Origin of the sequence: Dictyobacter vulcani (assembly GCF_008974265.1) — a bacterium.
Taxonomy (GTDB): Bacteria; Chloroflexota; Ktedonobacteria; order Ktedonobacterales; family Ktedonobacteraceae; genus Dictyobacter; species Dictyobacter vulcani.
This window is the reverse complement of sequence record NZ_BKZW01000002.1, coordinates 126,796-149,126: the sequence shown is the minus strand read 5'-3', so window position 1 is coordinate 149,126 and position 22,331 is coordinate 126,796. Positions and strand designations below refer to the sequence as shown.

At 46.8% G+C, this 22,331-nt stretch carries 15 protein-coding genes; 10 read left to right on the top strand and 5 right to left on the bottom strand.

The features are described from left to right. Positions 1–76 precede the first annotated feature (76 nt). Both KDW_RS18710 and KDW_RS18705 read right to left on the bottom strand, forming a co-directional pair. A protein-coding gene (locus tag KDW_RS18710; protein WP_151757411.1) for an IS630 family transposase occupies positions 77–1,212 on the bottom strand; the annotation gives its coding sequence in 2 pieces (ribosomal slippage) (positions 77–792 and positions 792–1,212; 1,137 coding nt in all). Between the two features lie 237 nt (positions 1,213–1,449). After that, a complete protein-coding gene (locus tag KDW_RS18705) occupies positions 1,450–2,601 on the bottom strand; it encodes a right-handed parallel beta-helix repeat-containing protein (protein WP_162005380.1) in 1,152 nt (383 codons plus the stop codon). A gap of 628 nt (positions 2,602–3,229) precedes the next feature. On the opposite strand from KDW_RS18705, the gene nudC reads away from it, so the two are divergent. Further along, positions 3,230–4,033 (top strand): NAD(+) diphosphatase, encoded by an 804-nt coding sequence (gene nudC / locus KDW_RS18700; protein ID WP_151757501.1) that lies wholly within the window; start codon positions 3,230–3,232, stop codon positions 4,031–4,033. A gap of 567 nt (positions 4,034–4,600) precedes the next feature. Further along, a complete protein-coding gene (locus KDW_RS18695) occupies positions 4,601–5,944 on the top strand; it encodes a lipid II:glycine glycyltransferase FemX (protein ID WP_151757500.1) in 1,344 nt (447 codons plus the stop codon). A 79-nt stretch (positions 5,945–6,023) separates the two neighbouring features. Here KDW_RS18695 and KDW_RS18690 read toward each other — a convergent pair whose 3' ends face one another. Then, entirely contained in the window at positions 6,024–6,644 is a 621-nt protein-coding gene (locus tag KDW_RS18690) for a TetR/AcrR family transcriptional regulator (protein WP_151757499.1), read from the bottom strand. A gap of 539 nt (positions 6,645–7,183) precedes the next feature. Between KDW_RS18690 and KDW_RS18685 the strand changes: the two genes are divergently transcribed. Then, positions 7,184–8,266 (top strand): serine/threonine protein kinase, encoded by a 1,083-nt coding sequence (locus KDW_RS18685; RefSeq protein ID WP_151757498.1) that lies wholly within the window; start codon positions 7,184–7,186, stop codon positions 8,264–8,266. 499 nt (positions 8,267–8,765) lie between these two features. Continuing rightward, on the top strand, positions 8,766–10,535 hold the full coding sequence (locus KDW_RS32970; RefSeq protein ID WP_198925366.1) for a hypothetical protein: 1,770 nt from the start codon (positions 8,766–8,768) through the stop codon (positions 10,533–10,535). 122 nt (positions 10,536–10,657) lie between these two features. Here KDW_RS32970 and KDW_RS35065 read toward each other — a convergent pair whose 3' ends face one another. Both KDW_RS35065 and KDW_RS18675 read right to left on the bottom strand, forming a co-directional pair. Further along, positions 10,658–10,813: a DUF5679 domain-containing protein gene (locus KDW_RS35065; protein WP_201364053.1), complete on the bottom strand. Its 156-nt coding sequence runs from the start codon at positions 10,811–10,813 to the stop codon at positions 10,658–10,660. Positions 10,814–11,152: 339 nt separating this feature from the next. Continuing rightward, positions 11,153–12,577, bottom strand: coding sequence for an MFS transporter (locus KDW_RS18675; protein ID WP_151757497.1), 1,425 nt, complete (start codon positions 12,575–12,577; stop codon positions 11,153–11,155). Between the two features lie 256 nt (positions 12,578–12,833). On the opposite strand from KDW_RS18675, the gene KDW_RS18670 reads away from it, so the two are divergent. The 6 genes from KDW_RS18670 to KDW_RS18645 all read left to right on the top strand — a co-directional run bounded on the left by KDW_RS18670 (position 12,834) and on the right by KDW_RS18645 (position 22,311). Then, the gene (locus KDW_RS18670) at positions 12,834–14,147 is read left to right on the top strand and encodes an acyl-CoA thioesterase/bile acid-CoA:amino acid N-acyltransferase family protein (protein ID WP_151757496.1); all 1,314 of its coding nucleotides are present in this window, start codon (positions 12,834–12,836) and stop codon (positions 14,145–14,147) included. A gap of 215 nt (positions 14,148–14,362) precedes the next feature. Then, positions 14,363–15,643, top strand: a complete 1,281-nt coding sequence (locus KDW_RS18665; RefSeq protein WP_151757495.1) for a hypothetical protein — start codon at positions 14,363–14,365, stop codon at positions 15,641–15,643. Between the two features lie 1,901 nt (positions 15,644–17,544). Then, positions 17,545–17,766 carry a hypothetical protein gene (locus KDW_RS18660; protein WP_151757494.1) on the top strand — a complete coding sequence of 74 codons (222 nt, stop codon included), beginning with the start codon at positions 17,545–17,547 and terminating at the stop codon, positions 17,764–17,766. Beyond that, positions 17,721–19,475 carry a hypothetical protein gene (locus tag KDW_RS18655; protein WP_151757493.1) on the top strand — a complete coding sequence of 585 codons (1,755 nt, stop codon included), beginning with the start codon at positions 17,721–17,723 and terminating at the stop codon, positions 19,473–19,475. Before KDW_RS18660 ends, KDW_RS18655 begins: the two co-directional genes overlap by 46 nt. A 1,365-nt stretch (positions 19,476–20,840) precedes the next feature. After that, positions 20,841–21,608: a ParA family protein gene (locus KDW_RS18650; RefSeq protein ID WP_151757492.1), complete on the top strand. Its 768-nt coding sequence runs from the start codon at positions 20,841–20,843 to the stop codon at positions 21,606–21,608. After that, on the top strand, positions 21,592–22,311 hold the full coding sequence (locus tag KDW_RS18645) for a hypothetical protein (protein ID WP_151757491.1): 720 nt from the start codon (positions 21,592–21,594) through the stop codon (positions 22,309–22,311). The genes KDW_RS18650 and KDW_RS18645 overlap by 17 nt, the downstream gene beginning before the upstream one ends. Positions 22,312–22,331: the final 20 nt, after the last annotated feature.

Here is a 22,331-nt window from a genome sequence, read left to right as displayed (position 1 = left end):
AGCACAATACACACCCGGTCAGTATATAGCTCCCTTTACAACCAGAGAGCGAGAGCACTGACCGACTAGTAGTTTGTCATTGTTCAATTGATGGATAAAGGCGTTTGAGTTTGATGCGCGCATCCGCGGTGGTAAAACGCCAGTTGATCGTTACTTTTGCCTGGTTGCGCTCACGTTGCCAGGCATCCACCTGAGCGGCAAGCGCCTCTCTGCTTGGAAAGCGATCGGACAAGCATTGACGCGCTAAAATGGACAGTTCGATCTCGGCCATATTCAGCCAACTCCCATGCTTGGGCGTGTAGTGGATTTCTAGTTTCTCGGTCAATCGGCGGGCCTCGGCTGGTTCAAACGTCTCGTAAAACGAAGAGGGGGTATGGGTATTGAGATTGTCCATCACCAACACAATCTTGTCCGCATGGGGATACTGGACGTCAATGATCTCGCGCAAAAAGAGTGCCCAATCCTTTTTCGTGCGCCGCTTACTCACACGCACCTGACAGGTCCCGGTTTCGGGTTCCATCGCCACAAACACGCTGCACACTCCTTTCCGTTCGTACTCATAATCGATGCGTTCGGGTTCACCCGCTTCCATCGGAATCGGCTCGCGGGTATGGGCCAACACCTGTTTACTTCCCTCATCCATGCAGATCTTTGGACGCTTTGGATCATACGGACGCTGGTACACCTCCAGCACATCTTCCATATGATACACAAAATCTGCATTAGCCTCCGGGGGAATACAATACTGGTTCTTTAGCCACGGTTTGAGTTCATTTTTTTTAACGTCACCCACACCGTTTGGTGGCTGATCTGATCGACGTACCCCAACTGCACCAATTTGTCCGCGAGCATGCGCATCGTCCAGCGCTTTTGCCCTCCTTCCGTCTGACTACACGCGAGCGTGACCAACTGCGCTTCCAGTTCCCCATTCATTTTCCGTTTCTCCGGTCGTTCCGGCTGGGGACGCCGCACGAGTGCATCCAGCAGCCCTCCCTCCACAAAGCGTTGACGGACCCGTCCTACGGTTGCCGTTCCCACGCCTAGGGTTTCAGCAATCTGCTGATCTTCCCAACCCGCTCCATGCTCTCCTTGATCGGCTTTCAGTAAAATCCTCGCATGGGTCTGGCTGCGCGCTGAAGCTTTGCCTCCGGTGAGCATACTCTCTAACAGCTTGCGTTGTTCTGCGTCTAACTGGATGCTATACTTCTTCATGGATGCCTCCTTGAGATCGGTTTTTTGATTCGTGACTCAAGGATACTCCTTTTGTTCCCATTTATCAAATCAAGGATGACAGAGTACTAGTACATTGTCAAACTTCGTGTGATGAGTTGTGCGCCCGCTACGCGGGCGGGAGGGGGAGATGCCGGGGCACAGCCCCCGATCCCCCAGTCAAGGGGCTCGCCGCCCCTTGCATCTCCGCCTCACCATCACATGATGTCTGACAGACTACTAGCTATGGTTGCGCTCTTGCATAATATAGGAACCAGCATCAACCAGGAGCGGTCCCTGCATATTTTTGCTCAGATCACAATCCACAACCGTGCCGCGACCACCCAGAAAAACAGCAATGCCCGGATAGACATGCTGATGGATACGACAAAAGCGAATCACTGGATCACTTCCACCAGTTACATCAATACCAGCCATAGCATTCGCGAAAAGTTCACAATACTCAACAATGCCGTTACCACGTTCCCCAATCAAAATACCAGACCATTTTCCTTGAAAGATCTTACACTGGCGAATGATTGGATTACTCTGCTGCCTGATCTCCACGCCTGAACTGGTAGTGCGATAGACACGGCACTGCTCCATCAAACCATGCGCATCCTGACAGAAAACTACCCCGGGCCCTCGACCATCGTGGATAGTGCACAGCACAATATCCGCAACACTACCCTGCGCGATCAAAACACCTGCCTCTGCATGTCCATAAATATCACAGTGTCGCAGACGACCCTGGCTACAATCCTTCACCAGCACCCCATAGCCAGCTCCATGGCACAATGTACAATCCAATAATGAGACAGTACTATTTTGCAACACAGCCACATCAGCCCGAGCATGGTCCTGGATGACTGAATGCTCAATATTACACGTCCCCACCAGATCCACCAGGACACCATACGCCTGGCTATCATGAATCTGGCACCGGCGAACCGTCACCACCGCCTCGGGACCCGAGACCAGGAGACAGGTAGCAGAGGGAGAGGAGAGATCACAGCCAACAATTTCAGTCAGACCCAAAGCAATACAGGTAGCATCAGAGTGGTCAGGAGGAAACACAAAATGGCTACGCAAACTGAGGCCTTCGATATGGATGCCATGAGCTTGCAAAGAGAGACAGGGGCCATCCACGACATCAATGACCACATCAGTCAGCGTACCTGTGCCGATGAGAGATACAGCTTTATCAATAACCAGCGACTCATGATACATGCCAGGTTGGATCAGAATGGTATCGCCGCTGACAGCAGCCTGCACAGCCGCAGTAATAGTGGGATAAACAGCAGGATTTTGAGAGGATTGAGATACGATACGCACGTTTGCTGTATCAGTATGTGTGGTCAATTGACAGGAATCCAAAACAGAGTGTTCCAAAAATACACCTCCAGCCCCGACCGCATAAAGCGCGCCCCGAAAAACATAGTTTTATATCAATGTATTAAATAGCATAGATAGCATAATCGCCAGCTCCAGAACCATAATCTGGAATGACTAATACACTGTAGAATAGGCTAATAACTCTCATTTGTCAAGTAAAAATGCGGTAAAGATTCAGAGCCACGCATTCTCAGATAGAGTCAACGTGTGATACTATAAAATTGATGCTATGTACGGTCCTGTACATGCGTCTTCACGTCTGTGACGCTCTATACCATGTGCGTTGCGAGGTGGATGGTTTTATCTTACCACCATCCATGAAACAGCCTACAAAAAGCAATCGTAAACGCCGCTCACACGCAGCTAGCATAGCTTATACGGTTGAATGACATTATCAATCCTAAAAGTAAAGCATCTATGAATTTATAATCACATATACATCTACCACCATTCCATCCACCCGGGTATGAAGGCAGTATTGCGCATTGCATTCTCCAGGACCAGGAGCGGGGTGTAATAAAGGACACAGAATGGAAAATATCGATAGCAGAATGGAAATTTCCAATAGTAACGCTGGTTTTGAAAGAGCATATCCACCACTCTCTATTCCATCCGGGGAAGCCCTATGGTTTCCTTTTCAAAAGCAAAAACTGCTGGTAAAGACACACGATCAGCAGATCAGCCTCCTGCAAGAGAGGAAACACTCGTAGCCAATCTAAAACATGATGAACTCTTCTATCTGGGTCGCTTCAATGGAGTACCTTGCATAGCCTGTGCCATTGATGAAGAGGAACAACTTCCAGCAGACTGGAAAACCATCGGTCTATGGGAGCTCTACAGCTCGATGGATGGCGTTGAATACAATATAGCCACATACGCCTCGCAAATCATCAGCTGGCAGCAGACCAGCCGCTACTGTCCTGTGTGCGGCTCCCCCATGGTCTCAGTCGAGGGAGGATGGGGAAAACGCTGCACCCGTGGAGACTACAGCGGCTATCCACCAGTCATACCCGCCATCATCGTCCTGATCCATGATGGAGAACGGCTCCTGCTATCCCATAAACCGGGCTGGGGCAAGCGCTATGGATTGATTGCAGGCTTCGTCGAACCAGGAGAAACCCTCGAAGAATGCGTCCATCGCGAGGTCAAAGAAGAAGCAGGCATAGAAGTTGACGATCTGCAATATATGAAAAGTCAACCCTGGCCATTTCCCAATCAACTCATGGTCGGCTTCACAGCCCGCTATAAAAGTGGAGAGATCCACCCCCAGGATGGAGAGCTGGACGACGTCCGCTGGTTCACTCGTGAAACGCTGCCCGAAACGCCCCCAATGTCAGTCTGGCCTATATGCTCATCTCCAGCTGGCTTGAACAACAACAAAAATAGCACACGCGGTATCAGCGCTTCCTCACAAGAAAGAAGACATTGAGCGTCGTAGCAGTCATGGATAAACATGACCGGCTACGACGCTCACTATTTCAGGACCCTTTCCCAGAAGATAAGAGAGGGGGTCATAGTTCTCGTGACGAAAAGAGCGCGATGTGTTAAAGTACATCCAGGTAATAAGCTTTTTTTGTTTTTAAATCTGAAAGAAAATTACTGGTTTCGGCGGTTTTTTAATGCGAAAGACTGCCGTTTTTACTGAGTCAGTCTAAACATCAATTATAGGAATATATGACATATTTAATGAAGAATTTGTTGTAATCGGCACGTATATGCTACTATGACAATCATATTGATCTCCACGTATTGAAGTTTAGACAACAGGGTCCTGGCAAGCTGGCTCATTTCAGGTGGGACGCCAATGGCGGTGGCATACAGAGAAAAGAGAACCGAGAAAGCGGGACAATGCTAGCACTGGTCGATCCAGATGATGGAACTGGCGCCAGCTCACGACACACTCAAGCTTGCTCCAGGATAGATACATGCACATCAACAAACCTGGACAAAAGAGGCAGGTAAAACGCCATAAAACATCAAACGATACAGAGGGAAAATGAAAGCAGATATCATCACAGATAAACAACAGTGGAATGATTTTATCGCAACATCCACCGGTTGCAACATTACGCAAACATATGAATGGGGAGAACTGCTCAAATTTCGTAACGATGAGGTACTGCCAATTGGAGTGCTCAACGACGAAGGACAACTCTGCGCTGCTATGCTCATCATTATCTCCCGCATCTCTGTCTTACCAACACCCTATTTTTATGCTCCCCGTGGTCCAGTTATTGAAGATCCAAATTCAGAGGCCATGGCTATCTTGCTTGCCTTTACACGTGCGGAAGCCCGCAAACGGCATGCCTTTATGCTCAAGATAGAGCCTGGTGTCACCACTGAAGATCAAACATGGCCACAGGCATTAAAAAAGCACGGCTTCGTCTCCAATCCTGAAGCACGCCACCTACGGCACGAATGGGTCTTAGACCTGCGACCAGATGAAACAAAACTGATGGCCGGCATGAAAAAAACCTGGCGCTATTGTGTTCGTCTGGCCGGTCGTAAGGATGTAACCGTACGTATAGGGAATGACGAAAAAGATCTGGATATTTTCTACCAATTGCTCAATACGACCAGCGACCGTGATAGTTTCTTCATCTACGGCAAAGATTTTTACCAGCAGCTCCTCGAACTCTATGGAGATCGAGCCAGACTCTTAATCGCTGAATATGAGGGGCAACCACTGGGAGCAGCCTTGCTCATTGCCCATGGACGTTGGTGCTGGTATATGTATGGAGCCTCCAGCAACGAGCAGCGCGATCGCATGCCGAACCATCTCCTGCAATGGACCGCCTTCCAGTGGGCCAAGCAGCAGGGCTGCTGGTACTACAATTTCCGTGGTATTCCAGACATCCTTGAAGAAGGCCAGCCAATGTGGGGCGTATACGTCTTTAAAAGCGGCTTTGGCGGCTACGCAATGCGTGCCATGGAAACCCAGGACCAGGCATACATACCCGTCATCTATACGCTCTACCGACGCCTGCTCCAGGCGCGGCTCTGGTACAACAATCGCAAAGCGCAAAAGCAACTTGTGATCGCTGAGCAAAAGAAAGCCGCCATCAAACAAGAGCAGAAAAACAAAGAGCAAAAAGAGAACGCTCCGCAGGTGAGTCCAGAGCCAGCGACAAAACAGGCCGAGCCAGCTGCAACGTCCGGGCAATCCAGAGAAAAACCAGCCAGAACAAAAACACCCAAAACACCAATGGAAACACAGGTCCCTGAAACGCCAGCTGAACCAAAGGTTCCTGAGACACCAACAAAACCCGAGGTTCCTGAAACCCCACAACCCGAGACACCAGCTGAACAGTCCTCTACGGAAAAGGCAGCAGCTGAATAGCACGATAAAACAACATGTGTGCTGGCTTTTTTCCAAAGCCAGCACACGGCGTTAGCAAAAAAGAAGCAATCAACTCACCTCAAGAGATATGTCCACCAATGCCACGGAAATAAATCCTCTGCACATAACGCATTATTTCTTCATGAGAATATTCACCACTCTGCAACAAGCGACGATGAGCTCGGGGAGACAACACACTGAAAAAGCTATTGAGCATAATGACGGTAGGAATATGTGGATCAAACTCATGGCGCGCCTTCCCCTCTTCCAGATACAACAACACCGTATCCGAGATACGCGTCAGCGTGGTGGCAGATTTTTGTTGGAGAATTATTTTAAAATCCTCGCTATGAAACAGAATATATAAAAGATCGCCCCGCTTCCCCGAAGGATCATTATGCATTGAACGGACAATAGATTCTAACTTGGCCTGAGCACTCATATTAGCAGGAAACGGCTGCTCAATCGCAGAAAGGATTTTTTGCATTTCTCGTTCAAAGAACGCAAACATCAAATCCTCTTTTTTCGTAAAGTGAAGATAGAGCGTCCCTTTAGCGATGCCCACACGGGTAGCAATCTCCTCCATCGAAGTATCCCGATAGCCTCTTTCCAGCAGCACCTCTTCTACCACCTGCAAAATCAATTCTTCGCGCTCCTGACGCTGTTTTTCCTTCAGGGAACGATGCACTGGCCTGGCCATTCAATTGTCTCCTTGTGTAGTGACTGGTATAGATACGTTTTTCACTGGCACCTCGCGCCTGCTGCACTGACTTGATTTGATGGGTGGGAGATGTGACTATTCAACTTAATTTATGACTCTTCGGTCAACATTTTAACGACATAGTCAGAAAAAGTCAAGGTCAGGGAATACTCTTACGACCATAGGATAGTTGTCCCTTATCAGTTGACAAGCATTCTGCTCTACCAGTACAATCGCAGTAATGGTTCTATTGCATACTGGCGGTAAAGAAAATAGCACAACAAAGATCAAAGCTATATTTTTGCGGAAAATAAGAAAATACACAAAAGTGCAGTAGACAAGACAGCATACAAAAATGTGCAACTAGTACTTTGTCAAACTTCGTTTGCTAGGTTGTGCGCCCGCTACGCGGGCGGGAGGGGGAAATGCCGGGGCACAGCCCCCGATCCCCCAGTCAAGGGGCTCGCCGCCCCTTGCATCCCCGCTTTCCTATCACATGACGTCTGACAGACTACTAGTACTCTGTCAAACTTCGTGTGATGAGTGGTTGTTCGCCTGCTACGCGGGCGAGGTGGGGAGGAGATGCCGGGGGCACAGCCCCGATCCCCCAGTCAAGGGGCTCGCCGCCCCTTGCATCCCCGCTTTCCTATCACATGATATCTGACAGAGTACTAGCCACCAACGAAATTTGGAAATGCATGAATGGATGCCAGTACGGGTATCAATATATTAGCCACTATCATATAGAGCGGCTGCTCGGTAAAAGTGACCTCTCAGAAGTGTACCTTGCCGAAAATATTCAAGATCAAACCCATGTAGCGCTCAAGCTACTCTATGGACGATGGACGGGAGAGAACGCAGAAAAGTTTCTCAAACAGACTGCGTCATTGATGAACCTTGATCATCCGCATATTGTACCGATCATAGATTTTGGTATAGAAGAGGATGTCGCCTATCTTGTCATGCAATATGCACCTAATGGAAACCTCAGACAGAGACATCCAAAGGGAATAGCCATAGACCTTGAAACAGTCATCCACTATATTCAACACATTGCACCTGCCATCCACTATATCCATAATCTTGGACTGGTACATCGAGATATCAAACCGCACAACCTGCTACTGGGAAACAATCATGAAATCATGCTCAGCGACTTTGGGACAGCGATCATCTCGCATAGCCTGAGCCCGATCCATGCCTCACTCCGTGAATTTGAAGGCACCACACCCTACGCCGCGCCAGAGCAATTACAGGGCAAGCCCTGCCGAGGGAGCGACCAGTATGCATTGGGCATCATGATCTATGAGTGGCTCAGTGGAGAATGGCCTTTTAATGGTACATTCTACGAAATAACCCACCAGCATCTCTTTACAGCCCCCCCATCTTTTAAAGAGCGCGGCCTGGATTATCCAGCCAATATTGAACAGGTAATTTTACGTACCCTGGAAAAAGAGCCAGCCAGGCGCTTTCCCAGCATCAAACGCTTCGCCGAAGAATTAGAATGGGCCTATAAGATTGCCGAGGCAAAAGGTTTCAAAAGCGCACCAGCGCCAGCATCACAGCCAGCTAGCCAATCCTTGAAAAAACAATTCAAATCACCATTCACCTTCAAAGGCTAAGAGTGAGGCTACGGCTCATGCCTATCAGGAGCCTCACCATCAGACACACATTAACAAATCTCCACAAAGATTGCATTTAGTTAACCAGATTCAATAGCCAGATACACTATTTTTTAGTACTAATTGGTTATTTCATCCCACTTCTGGTTAAGATATCTCCACCATGATTGGTACTTTTCTGTCATTTATTGACTTTCTAAAGCCAAGATTGACTGGAACATGCTACTATCATAAACAGTTACTGATTAAAAAGCACCAGAGTAATTCATGGTGTTTCAGTTTACACAAACATGCGTACATAGAAATATATGGTAAAGAGAAAAGCAGTACAGAGGAAGAAGAAATAAGAGGGGCAGTCAAACAAGCCATATTTTAAACGAGAAGATTACTGCCACAAAACCGTTTAAGCGGACAAGCGGTTGTCCTTAGCCAACTATCTTTACAAAACACATGTACGTATGACAAACACTGGCACAAGAGTTGAAAGGGATTTTATAGAGTGTTTACACTACCAAAGCCGAGACGTAAAACAGGACCAGGCATGACTCCAAAACAGCGCACACCACGTTTCTCGCCCTTGATGCTGATAGGAGCAGGAATCACCGTATTCCTGATCTTAATCGCAGGAATGGTGCTCATCGTGCCCCGCCTGGCCTCACATGCCGCCAACGCCAATGTCAATGCAGATTGCTCACTCATCGTTCCACGTAACCCATTAACCGCAAGAGGGCTTGCCACACCTTATCAACTCGTTGCCACCGATGCCAATAATGGCCCTTGCAACGAGGCAAACGCGGGACAGGCTGCATTTGTACAGGGAGCTGTGATAGATCCCGCAACAGGGAAAATCTCTGTCTATAATCCATTAGTTATTGACAAAGGCACCCAGCCTGCGGTCAAACCTGTGGTACCCACCCTGCCTGCCAATGCGATTGTTGGCTTATGGTTTGGGTTTAATGGAGGGAACCTGACCTTACAAGACCAAAATGGGAGCTTAAACGCAGGACGCTGCGTAAACGGAGCCAACAACTCCATTTTCGGACAATTCGCCTACTGTAACGCACGTGCATTTTTCGCCAGTGCCAATACAGCAATCCAAAAAGGGCAACTGACCGTTCCAGCGCTCGGGACAGCCGCCGACGGCATGACCTGCCCAACGGTACGAGATTTTGCCGTTATTGACATGGATCAAAGCGACAACGTCACCACAACCTACCTTGTGACGGCCAATGGCCAGATGGCACAAAATACAGCCACCAATGTCGCCCAGCAACAGAACGCGCAAACACAGATCAATGGTAGTGACAATCGCTTGCTCGATATCGCCATGGATGGCGCGCTCAATTGCCAGCCATGGACAGCCCCGGATCTCGCCAACAACGGCCAGATGGTCCCGGCATTGCCACTCAATGAACTCCAGGCAGCCGCCCATCAGGCCGCGCCAGTAGCGATTGTTCCTCTGGGTGATCCAATGGCCCTCAATAATGGTAACCAGGATAGCAACAAAATGAACCTCTACCGCCGTGGCGTTGATCAGCTACCAACGGGACGTGCAGGGGCAGATGCAGGAGACACCACAACCTACTGTAAAAACTACCTGGCAATCGCACCAGCACGTATCCAACTGGACGCTCAATTCACCAAAAACCGGCCCTCGCCCGATCCAGCAGCCGCGAACTCACTCTTTACCTTCCTGGCACAACGTTTCAACGCTGGCTTCGGAGATGGAGGACTCAACTGTGCCAAACTGCTAAACGCCACAACTCCAATTCAGGTCACCACCGATGGGAACGGCATTGCCACAGATGCGACAATCACGCTCGCAAATGGTGGTGGTAACAACGGTGGCAACGGTGGTGGTAATGGCCAGGCCACAACACCAAACTGCAATGTCAACGGAACCGTGATTAATGGTTGTACAGGTACCACCCAGATCAATGGCCAGGCATGTCAGGTAGCCTTCGATAAGGCAACCAACCAGGTTAACTTCACCTGTCCAGCCACACCAACCCAGGGTCAGCCGACTCCTCAGGGTCAGCCTACCCCTCAAGGTCAACCGACTCCCCAGGGCCAGCCTACCCCTCAGGGTCAGGGTAACAATCCAACACCACCAACGCCACAAGCGAACAATCCAACGCCACCGACGCAGCAAGCGAGCAATCCGACACAACCAACCACGCAGGGTCAGCAAAATACCGGCACTGGTAACACAACCGTTGCCCTCAACCCGGCACTTGCTCCCTGTCCTACTCCGTGTACTACTAAATAGGATCAACAATTCATCAGATAAAAAAATACAGGCCTCCCTGCTTCTGAAGCAGGGAGGCCTATCAATATAAAAAAATAAGTCCCACGCTCAAAAAAGCAGTGGGACTTTAAAGTCTGAGAAGCTTATGCTTTCTGGCTAGAAAGGATGCGGGTCAATTTCGTACCACAAACAACGCATGTTCCCTGGAGAGCAGGCTTACCATTTTTCATGGTAATCTGGTGAGCCTCTTTCATGTCTCTTTTTTCTTTGCACTTGACGCAATATGCGATATCTGCCATTGTTGTATATCTCCTCACTAATGTTTATAGTGTTCAAGTTCTGCATGAGCCTATTACAAGGAGGCAGTCATGCACTTCTCTTGTTGTAACGGATCACGAATGCAACAGGACTCAGGTAGAGGGATGAAATATCCCACTGAAATAGACAAAATCGCTATTAAAGCCACCTGAGAACAGATTCACGAATCTAAAAACTGCGCATCCTTTACTACCATTCAGGCAATGGATAAATACTACACTAGAGATCAGTATACACCTGAAGAAGGTATTTTCAACAAACAAGCGCTGTACAGCAGCATCACAGATTGACCTGCTTCAGCAGGAACGTTTCCAAATATACTATTGAAGCAAATCATGTTGATGACGTCGCATATATATCACACTGATCAGAGAAAGAATACCCAATACTACCGAGAAGCCCATCAGACCATAAAATCCCCCAAGATCAACGGTCATCCCCCCGATAGAAGCTCCAATCAACTGCCCAATGCCTAACACAACCGAATACAGGCCCATGACTGCCCCTCGCTTCCCGACCTTACGCTCCGAGATGGTCGCCATATGCGTCAGAGAGGCCGGTGTAAAGCCGCTCAGCAGAAGAACCCCTATCAATACCAGCGGGAGCAGCAACAGGAGGTTAGTGTGTGCGCTGGCGGACAGAGAGGCCATATTTTCACCCAGACCATTGATCACGGTCAGGGCCGCGATACACACCGCCAGTCCGATCAAACCAATAATCATAATCGTCGTGCGCCGTAGACGCGGCAGAATCAACATCCAGCATCCCATACCAAGCAGAAAAAACAGACCAAAGCCCCCAAAGACTAATGTGGCAATGTCTTTGCTAAATCCTCCATAGAGGAGTTGATGAGGATGGCGCATGTCAGCAGCAGGATTAGGATAGGTCAACATAATTACGATCAAGGTTATCCAGGCACCCACCAGTGTATTCACCGATAACCAGGCAGGTAAAAAAGTAAAGATACGCTTATCACGTAACATCTTTAAGCTTTCAACCAGTGAACCATGGTCCGCAATAGTGTTCGCACGCTGATGACTTTCTTTCACAAAGAAAATAACCAGCAAAAGATTCAGAATATGGAAAACAAGTACAACCAGAAATCCCCAGGTACCTAACCACTTGGCAACCTGACCGCCAAAAGGGATCGCCAGCGCCAGCCCCCCCACAGTAGCTACTTCAAAAGCCGTCATCACCCGTACACGTAACCGATCAGAGCCCATAGTCGTATCCGTAATGTATCCAAGGCAAGCAGGAGTATTCAGCGCAGTGGTAGCGCCTTCTAAGAGACGCCCACCCAGAATCAGGAGCAACAACAACAATAAATGGGCATCTAAATGCGAGCCATCAGGATGAGGATAGAGCCGGGATCCAATCAGGAGACAGAGAGCAGCCAGCGCGCCCAGCAGCGGAGCGATAAGTAAAAAAGGTTTACGCCCCAACCGGTCCGACAAACTACCAGCAATAGGAGATAGCAGTAGCTCACTGATATAAAAAGACTCAAGTACCAGCACTACAACGGTTGCCGAAGCAAAATGCTCTCCCAGATAAAACCCAAGTAAAAGAAAGCTAATACGGCTAGCAATACGCAATAGCATAGTCGAAAAAATATTCAAGCCAATCGAAAGATAGTCAGGCGATCCCAAAGGTATAGTTACGGCCGGCCTCATCTCCAAAGAATCAGAGCGAGGCGAAGAAGCTGGCGGCCCGGATAGAGCTTGAGTAGGAATGATATCTTGCTTCATAATTTAACCACCTAATTTTCTTACACACACCGCGGACATAGAGTCCTATCACAGATGACTCTTCAGAAGCATAAAACACGTATGTTGCAATATAATCACAAAATTGTCACAATCTTGTCATTCTTCAACTCACACATATGTACAACGATATTCCCCTCCCCTTAACCACAGCCAGATAGAGGTCTTCCATGAAGCAACTCAAATATGGTATGAATTACTATAAGAATATTACTTTTGCAAGGAATGTTTTTATAATATGGATACAAACTGTGCATCACAGAACATGAAATTACACATTACGCCTCTACAAGCACAAGTTGATCAAGAAGTTACACTACAGCTCAGTCACCTCGCACCTCATCAAGAAGCAACCATCAGCGCAACCACCAGAGACGAGGCTGGTGTAATCTGGAAAGCAAACGCCACGTTTCGAGCCGATCGACATGGCAACGTCAACCTTGCGACACAGGCACCACTGGCAGGAACCTATAGCCAGATAGATCCAATGGGACTCTTCTGGTCGATGCATCCTCTGGTAGAAGAGAGAAAACAAGCGTTCTTTTCTCAAACCACATTGCAACCACTCGCCATCTATTTCAACGTCGCAACCAAAAATTATTCACATATTGATCTCTTATATAGACGATCTTTCTTATCAGCCAATAGCAGCGTCAGAGAAGTAAAAGAGCAAGGAATCATTGCGACCTATTGCCAGCCCTCAACTCCTGGTTCTTATCCAGGAGTTATTCTCCTCAGCGGTTCCAGTGGTGTCAGCAGAATACAGGAAGCTGCCCTGCTGGCAAACCATGGGTACTGCGCCCTGGCTTTAAGCTACTTCGGTGTTCCACCACTACCACAAACGCTCCAAGAAGTCCCACTGGAATATATCCAGACAGCCATACAATGGTTACAAGTAGCTCCACAGGTAAACAGCAAGCAGATCGCGATTATCGGAATTTCCAAAGGTGCAGAGCTCGCTTTACTAGCAGGAGCAACCTTTCCAGAGATTCAAGCCATTATTGGTTATGCTCCCAGCGCCGCTGTGCATCAAGGTTTAGGAGCAACCGAAGCAGATAGGAGCGAGCGCTCATCCTGGACCTATCGAGCAAAGCCAGTGCCATTTTTACCGTATCGCCCCACTGCAACATTTCAAGATTATGTAAACCACCAACAACAGATACAGGCTCCCATCGCATTTCGCGATCTCTACCTGGAAAGTTTACAGCATCGTGACGATCTCGAACAAGCCCTCATAGCAGTAGAAAAAATACGTGCGCCAGTCCTATTACTTTCAGGCGAAGACGATCAAATGTGGCCATCAACGGTCTTTGGAGAAATGATCAATGAGCGACTCAACACACATCGCCATCCATATCCTCATCGTCATATTATGTATACGCATGCCGGACATAAAACAGGCTATCCATATATGCCAACCACGATCAATCAGGCACGGGGGTATGCTTATGGAGGAACACCTGAAGGAAACGCGCATGCCACCAAAAATGCCTGGCAAACAACACTCGACTTTCTACAGCACACTTTTGGTTCCCACACCATTGGGGCGTAAACAAGCAAACAAGCCAATCAAATCAACATGCCCACCCTTCACAAGAGTCAACCAATATGCTACCCTACCCATAAAGTATGAATATTTGTTATTCCGACAAAGACACAAACTGAAGAACGCGGAAATGCACGGTACAATAAGAAGAGGACCAATCTTTTTCGCCATGGTGTGATGAATTGTGTAACTTATAGCAAGTATCCTGAAGGGAATCTTTGATGGAAAAACATCAACAACAGGAGCTTAATCTCGTACCAACGAACGACGATACAGAAGCATTACTTACCGAAGATATTGAGAGCGATAACGAACTATCCACCCTCCTTGATCAGACCCTGGCAGGTATTACTGACTACATGACGGAGGAAGAGGCCACCGAGTATATCGCCCGTATTCTGGATGGCGTTGAAATCGAGAGTGAAAATACCTTATTTGAAAATGTCACGCCCTATATTCCAGAGAACATTAAAATCACCAACTATCGGCCAGACCAGGCGGTCCGGGAAGCCTCACTGGCACAAAAGAACATGTGGAAGCCAGGAGACGGCGAAATTTCCTATTTAGCGTCTAATACCCTTGAAGTATATTTAGGGACACCTGAGCGACCACTGGAGATCCCACAGGCATTAAAACAAATTCGCCAGTTGAGTGAAAGTACAGTGTTAACGGCCCGTATTGTATTAGGACTCTGGAATATTCGCCGACACAACGACCGTGTCTCGAAAAATGGAAGTGTCGCCATACTCCTGGAAGAAATTCTCCAGTGGCAAGGCGTACAAAAGCATAGTCGGGTGGCACATCCTGGCACCACCAAACGCTATACGGATGGCTATCGAACAGAACAGAAACAGCGTGTCCTGCAAGATCTGGCGCTGCTTGCCTCATGTAATGTCCGAGGTAACTGCACGATCACCGTCAAAGGAAAATCAGTTTCAATCCAGGTTGATGGTACCTATATGCGCTATTCAGTTGTCAGCCGCAAAACCCTGCTCAACGAAAGAATCATCGTTGGCTTCCTGGTTTCCCCGGGCGACTGGATCAGCACCTATGAACAACACCAGAACTATTATCTCGCAGAAGTAGATAGCCAGATCTTTAAACTCAATCCACAAAATGATCGCTATGCCTTACGAATTGCACTGTATATGACCGAGCGCTGGCGCGAGCAAGCCAAACAAGGAGACTTCAGCACCCCAATTATGATGTCAGAGCTCCTGGCTGCCAGCATGATAGAAGTCGATGAACGGCATATGACGTCGCGCTTCGTACCACGGATCGAAGCTTCTTTAGAGAAACTTGAGAGCATGGGGATTATTGGCAAGCAGATCTGCATTACAGATGTAGATCGAAATCAAACTCGCTGGAGCAAAGATTGGCTGGCATCACGCTGGGAGATCTTACCACCCCTCAAACTGATCCAGGAATACCAGGCCATGAACAATCCATTACGAAAACGCGTCCGTAATAAAACGCGAACCCGAGAACGTGAGCAGCAGTAAGGCGTCTCCCCACCAGGGTATGGCGCATTTACCGGAAAAATAAGCTTGCCTATCGCGAAACTCCCTAGCAAATAAAGCCATCCGCGCCACACCCCCACCAGGGTATGGCGCATTTTTTATATTCATATTCGGCGATATTCCTAACCAGAATCAATCCATGTTCCTCATCACCATCAAAATACACTCTGTCATGCCTGCTCCATATTCATTGACATTCTGACACAAATTCTGCCATGCCGCCACTAAAAAAGCAGCACTTGATTCCCACCAGGGTTCGGCGCATTTTTCAAGAAGGTGCCCTCTTGACCCCCACCAGGGTATGGCGCATTTTTGAGGATAGGCATCTCACTCAACCCCACCAGGGTGTGGCGCATTTTCGCCAGGAGAATCAACAGTTACCCCCACCAGGGTTCGGTGCATTTTCCAGGATAGAATTCTCGATGAACCCCACCAGGGTATGGCGCATTTTCGCCAGGAGAACTAATAGTTACCCCCACCAGGGTTCGGTGCATTTTCCAGAATGAGAAACTCGATGAACCCCACCAGGGTTCGGCGCATTTCCATACCTATCCAAATAGATACAACAACATCACTTTTAATATATATAAGCCCCCACTCATCACATATGTGCCTATATATAGGCATACTAAATATATGACTTCATCAATATACCCCACCGGGGTCTGGCGCATTTCTTAAAAGAGCACATCGCCTCCAGCGTGCTCATACCTTATCTCAGAAAACTTGATGAAAAAGAGCAGGAATACGTACGCTCAACCTCTACATATATATAAGTACACACATCCATCCGCAACAAAAAAAATTACCCCACCAGGGTTCGGCGCATTTCCCACAAAAAAAGAGCCAACCTGCCCTTTTTTAGTCAGAATAAACCCCACCAGGGTCCGGTGCATTCTTCAGGATAAGAAGTTCATTCAACCCCACCAGGGTCCGGTGCATTTTTGCCAGAAGAAGCAACGCTTACCCCCACCAGGGTTCGGTGCATTTTTCAGGATAGAATTCTCGATAAACCCCACCAGGGTCCGGTGCATTCTTCAGGAGTGACATTGTCTTTACCCCCACCAGGGTCCGGTGCATTCTTCGCTGAAAATAGATGAATATAATCTCATTAAGCGATGATTTTTTTGTGAGAAAGAAGAAGAAAACCCCACCAGGGTTCGGCAATTTTTGGGTAGCGAAACCTCCCAAAAACCTCCCACCAACCCCACCGGGGTTCGGTGCATTTTCTACTGATTGTGATGTTGAGTTGATGATTTCTCTTAATGATTTGTATAACACAGGCCTGTATAAAATCGATTTTTGTCGATTTTTCCTTCTGCACTAAATGAATAAATTGGCATTCATAACTTCAGAAGAATCAAAGCATAACGACCGTAACACCGCCTGGTTGGATACAAAGCAAGGGAGCAAACACACGAAAAGCGACGATTATACCAGAAGTACTGTGCTCAAAAACGGCAACCCCACCAGGGTTGGGAGAAAACCCCACCAGGGTTGGGAGAAAACCCCACCATTGTTAGGTGCATTTCTGAGCTTAAAATGGTCAGAGTAGTAGGTGCACATTTAACCACATTACCACTGGCAAAAAGCGATTTTGCAATGTACTATGTACATCACGACTTGAAATAGCAACATGGCGGAAAGTGCACAATTGGTCAAGAGAAAAAACCATACAGTAGTACTATCCGAAAAAAAATATGAGCCTTTTTAACCAGATATATCACTGTTCAGACAATACTCAGTCCAGGTAGTATTCAATACATATCAGGGGCATGGAAATGGGAAGTAAAGTGGAAAGTGTGGAAAGCATGGGCAACGGCACAGGGGGGTATAAGGGTTTCATACCACTGAACATCGTCAATGAGGAAGCGGAAATGTATATGCAGCCAAGTATAATCGATGGACAAGATTGGCAAGCGCCGAGGATAGAGGGTCCTCTGCCAGCGCTTGCCACGAATGCTGTCCACAACACTGACTATGAGCAGGTAGATCCATATACACTGACAATCATTGCTAATTTTTATTTCCAAGCAGTGGTCTCGAATTTCTTTCACTGGTGTTACGTCATGCCACGATCAAACAGCATGCTCTACCAGAATTAGGAGAGCTAACAGAAAATGTTGCGGTCATCAGCACACGCACACTACGTACGCTGGCCAGCACCATCAAATGGGGATATGATACAACCCACAAGTATGTAACTGTCTTCTGCGCACTCAATCTGTTACGTAAATTTAAACATAATCATGAATTGCATATCGTCTTCCCATTGGGGAAATATCAGCCACCAGCAAACCTGCAAGCACTTGATAGCCTGATCACACAGAGTCGTACCAAGGTTCGTCAGTTCACCAGGAAGGTCAAAGAGCGCTTTCTTTCCCTCAATCTGCTCCCTACCACGCAAATGCCTGGACACGAGGAGCTACAGCTCGCAGATTGCGATACAAGCATACAACAGGCGCTCTTCAAGCCAATGCTAGAAGTCATCAGATCAGAAGGCATTGATATAGCGAAGGGGCAACATATTGCACAACGCCTGGTCAATGAAGTAATTACGAAAATTGCTCTCCCCTTGCAAGCCTACCGGACAAATGAGAAAAGTCTACCAGGTGCACGAACCGCTACTCAACCAGGGGTGCAAAAGCAATCACGTGAGATCTATTCTGGAAAAAGTCGCCTTTCTATGCCCGAGTCTACCATCATCTCAACCCAAAATAGCGATGAAAATCAAAAAGTCTACCATGATGGTAGACTCGGGCATCAAAAAGTCTACCTGCAGACCATCGAAAAGTCTACCCGGACAGAAAAGTCTACTCCAGACGAGAAAAAAGTCTACCTTTCTGAAGAAAAAGGATACTCAAACCATCCACAAGCGGTAGACTCGGTCACTCAGCTGCTCTATGCTTATAGCGATCTACTGGAGGATACAACTATCAACTGGCAGGATATGTGGTTGCCAAGAGACTTTTTCGAAGAGCTTTATGAGCAAATGAACTCATATCATCTACGCTTACATAATTTTGGTCTGCTCTCACATACAAAAGGCCATATCTGGAAGTCAGTTGAGCTCAGTATTATTAAAAAAATAGCATCTCTCTACCAGGTAGATAGCGATGCGGCTTGCGAATACATCTTTCAGTGTACCGGTCGTGAATATGTGCCACAGGCTCCTCAGAAGATTGCATTCTATTCAGCACCAGTAGCACAACAGAAAACAAAGAAGTTCTCTCGCAATGAGTATCCAGAGGATTGGTATCAGCCTCCTGCTAATCGGGAAACACAATTCAGCAATAGTCTACCTGGAGTGGTAGACTCGCAAAATCACCAGGTAGACTATTCAAAAGTCGAGTCTACCGCGAAGCAGCGCAAGGTAGACTATTCAAAAGTCGAGTCTACCGTTGACTACACACCGGTAGACTCGAGTCTACCAGATTCAACGCCTTCGGTAGACTCAACATTGAGCGTAGAAGTCACGCCACAAAACATGGATGAAATAGCTTGTGAGGCCGATGCAAACACAAACAGCAATTATTTTTTTGATCTCAGCGATAACAAAAAACCAGAAAAAGTCTTACGCATACCCACTCAGTTAGACTCAGAAACCTATGGGGAAGAGTTCAGTAACGTAATACGTAAACGTAATATAAATATATTATTTAATAAAATAAATAATAACGTTACGTTACGTAGAGATGCTGCTAAGTTTATAACTCAGATCTTTGACGATAAAAATACTGAGAGAGTCCAGAAAATGAATGAGTCTCTATTAGCTAAATACAAGCCAGAGACTATTATAAACGGCCTTCATTGACACGATCCTCTCCCTGCATGAACCAGGTGGAGACTCGCTACAGAAACCAGGAGCATACTTCAATTCCCGCTGTAAATATTATCTGAATGAAGCTGCAGATGAAGACACACTCAAGCTTATAGATCTTTACTCCAACATGACATATGCACAATTAGTTTCTGAAATGAGACTTCTCCTTGCCAGCGACAAAAAAATACGGAACAAACAATATCGTGCTCACTAGTTGTGGTCAATATCAGCAGGTATCATTTCCTCCATTAAATTTATGGTCTTAGAACCTATGGAGCCAGTGTCTAAACTGTGATACCTGCTGCAATTCCTCATCCTCTCGTTGATTGTTTCTTTGTTGTTAAGCAAATAGACGTTGTTATCAATTTTTAGAAAAGCGCTGAGAAGCCCAGGAAATGGCTTTAAAAAAATCAGACTAGTCATTATAGCTAAAATAAAACACACATCGCTTATTCGGCTTCTAAAAGCCAAATAGCCACATTGATTTGTTGTCCCATCCCTACGGCAATTTGCGCACGTCATAAATATGCGTTTTATCCAATACTTGTTGATGGTTTTCGGCGACTATGAAAAATCTCTTCATATCCAGCATCTAAGCTATGCTTCGAACAAAGAAGAATCCATGGATGCAAGCATGTATATCTTTGGATGAAATTGGTAGGAATGGCTCCCGCCCTACAAAACTGCTCGCTTTACTTCATAGTCGAGATGGAAAAAAATTCATAGAACAGATGGTCAAAGATGAAAAATCTGTCAATATGACAGCTGGATGCGCTTTTGATGAAATCCTGGAAATGGAGCTCTCAAAGGTCACAACTCTGTACCGATCCGCACATTCAGCAATGCGCGTATACGTATACGTGTACGTCGACGTACACGTATACGTATACGTTAAAATGAGCTTATTTTATTCAATTTATGTCCATGATTACGCTAAAAAGTATGTTACAATGCAAGAGTCTATGCGTCTTCTATTGTAGAGAGGCTCACGTATACGTAGATGTATACGTATACGTATACGTTAAATTTCAAATCAAAAAAACGTAATTTTAAGTTTTGAGAGCGCAAAACCGTTCCTTATATAAGGAATGTTTTCTTCATAAAAATGTAAGAAAACTAGAGTGCTTTTTCGCTCATGAATGAGAACGTAAGCAAACAGCTTCAGAAGTTATAGTGGTTAAACTTTTGCGATGACAAAATCACTCCTCATATATAAGGAACGGTTTTCATCAAAGAGATAGCCATGAGTGCTTTGCCGCTGGCAAATCTTCTGAGATTATATTGATAGATAAAGGATCGTAAGGGAAACTCCGTTCAGAGTTTATCCCTGTCAGGGAAGGAAAAAAAGCAGCAATCATGACAAGAATTTTTGCACTTTGCAATAATAAGGGTGGCGTTACGAAAACTACCACTGCGGTCAACGTCGCTTATGGACTGGCTCGCGCTGGTAAGCGTGTGTTACTTGTGGATACTGACGCTCAGAGTAACAGCACCTATAGTTTATTAGGAAGCCTGGATCAGGAGCTCACATTATTTGATGTCTTAACCCAGGGCGCGAAAATGGCTGATATTCTCGTTGAGTCTGTTGGCCAGAAAGGCTTATTTGTTGCGCCCAGCTCAATTAATTTGAGTGCAGCTGATCTTTTGATGGCCTCAGCACCTGGTCGCGAGCACAAACTGGCTCGTGCGCTTAATCAGGTGAAAGCAAATTTTGATTATATTCTGATTGATACACCGCCTAATCTGGGTGTACTCACCGTAAATTCCTTTATTGCCTGTACTGATGTGATCATTCCCATCGCATTAACCACCTATGCCTTGATCGGTATCAGTATTCTTGAGACAACCATGGAAGAGCTCCGCGAAAATCTGGATGTGAGCCTGCCAATTTTTGGTGTGGTTGCTAATCTGGATGATCACACTCGTCTGAGCACCGATGTGTTGAGTGCGGTCCGCGAACACTTCCAGGGACTAGTTTTTGATTCAGTCATTCCTCGTAATATTAAAGTCGAAGAAGCCCATAATCAGATTGCCTGCTTATTTGATTATGCACCTAATAGCACCGGTGCTATCGCCTATAGCAAATTGGTAAAGGAGGTACTTGAGCGTGCCGAAGGACACTAAGAAATTTATCAACCCCTTACTGCGCCCAAGCCAGTCCAGTGAACCCAGACCAGCCGTGCTGGCTCCATCCGAAGTCGAGCCAGCACGCACTGAGATCCAGGCACAAAACGTTGTCAGTGATAAGCAAGCTAACAACATAGAGCCTGAGGTTGCGCCAACTGTTGAATCGATCAAATCTGAAGAGCCAGCGGTGGCTCCTCAGATTCAGGAAAATACAACAAAAGGATCCCTTTCAAATTCTGAGGTTAGCAACCAGCAGACATCAGCATTTGACGAAATGAATTTTGCTGATAGCGGCGAGAAATCCAGAGATAGTGTAAAGCCACAAACGAGCACAAAAGCACGAACGAACACTGGATCGTTGACTGAAGGATCAGCTCCACGAGCCAGGCAAGCTGCCACACGGCGTGATGCAAACACGCTTAGTGCATCAACCAGAAAATTAAGCGGACCTCTGGCAGGTGATATAGAGAATGATGAATATTTCAACGACCTTGATGCCTCCGGTGAAGACAATCGTGCTGGAGTCAAACGACGTCGAAATATTCAACCGTTCGAGAGTACGCATGAACGTATCACCTTATGGATGGATAAGCAGCTCAAGCAGCGGTTTGAAGATCTGGCATATCAGCGTGAATTGCCTAAGACATCTCTGATTAATGAAGCTGTAACTGCTCTTCTTCAGAAATATGAAGATCGTTAGAATATCTTACCAGTCTCTAT

Excerpts from the sequence above, each read along its gene's own strand:
- nudC (WP_151757501.1), top strand. The coding sequence starts at position 3,230 with ATGGTTTCCTTTTCAAAAGCAAAAACTGCTGGTAAAGACACACGATCA.
- KDW_RS18695 (WP_151757500.1), top strand. The coding sequence starts at position 4,601 with ATGAAAGCAGATATCATCACAGATAAACAACAGTGGAATGATTTTATC.
- KDW_RS18690 (WP_151757499.1), bottom strand. The coding sequence starts at position 6,644 with ATGGCCAGGCCAGTGCATCGTTCCCTGAAGGAAAAACAGCGTCAGGAG.
- KDW_RS18685 (WP_151757498.1), top strand. The coding sequence starts at position 7,184 with ATGAGTGGTTGTTCGCCTGCTACGCGGGCGAGGTGGGGAGGAGATGCC.
- KDW_RS35065 (WP_201364053.1), bottom strand. The coding sequence starts at position 10,813 with ATGGCAGATATCGCATATTGCGTCAAGTGCAAAGAAAAAAGAGACATG.
- KDW_RS18675 (WP_151757497.1), bottom strand. The coding sequence starts at position 12,577 with ATGAAGCAAGATATCATTCCTACTCAAGCTCTATCCGGGCCGCCAGCT.
- KDW_RS18670 (WP_151757496.1), top strand. The coding sequence starts at position 12,834 with ATGGATACAAACTGTGCATCACAGAACATGAAATTACACATTACGCCT.
- KDW_RS18665 (WP_151757495.1), top strand. The coding sequence starts at position 14,363 with ATGGAAAAACATCAACAACAGGAGCTTAATCTCGTACCAACGAACGAC.
- KDW_RS18660 (WP_151757494.1), top strand. The coding sequence starts at position 17,545 with ATGCAGCCAAGTATAATCGATGGACAAGATTGGCAAGCGCCGAGGATA.
- KDW_RS18650 (WP_151757492.1), top strand. The coding sequence starts at position 20,841 with ATGACAAGAATTTTTGCACTTTGCAATAATAAGGGTGGCGTTACGAAA.